The sequence below is a fragment of the Dellaglioa sp. CoH-55-MRSF-8 genome (assembly GCF_056782195.1).
Genome location: NZ_JBXAYH010000252.1, coordinates 1 through 241, shown reverse-complemented (window position 1 = coordinate 241; position 241 = coordinate 1). Strand labels below are relative to the sequence as shown.

The window sequence follows — 241 nt, the reverse complement described above, 5'->3', positions numbered from 1 at the left end:
CCAACTCAACTACGCCAAAACCCGTCATCGTCGTGATCATTGCTGCTCTCCAAGTTGCGCCCACTGGCGCTCAAAATTGCGGTACCGCGCGTCACGTGACGTGTCGATGCCCCACATATTAATCATGATGGTAACAGCCAGCCGATTTGCCTGTTCGTGACCCATCGATCTGCGCAGCGTTGACGCGTATTGGCAGTGCCACGACCACGCGTATTCCGGGTCCGCGTGCATAGTACTAGCC

General features: G+C 56.4%; 1 protein-coding gene. It reads right to left on the bottom strand.

Annotated elements, in window-relative coordinates; translation table 11 throughout:
• Positions 1 to 36: 36 nt before the first annotated feature.
• Positions 37 to 241, bottom strand: a 205-nt coding sequence (locus tag AC1RPW_RS08660; RefSeq protein ID WP_438501116.1) for a hypothetical protein, incomplete at its 5' end; no start/stop codon positions are given.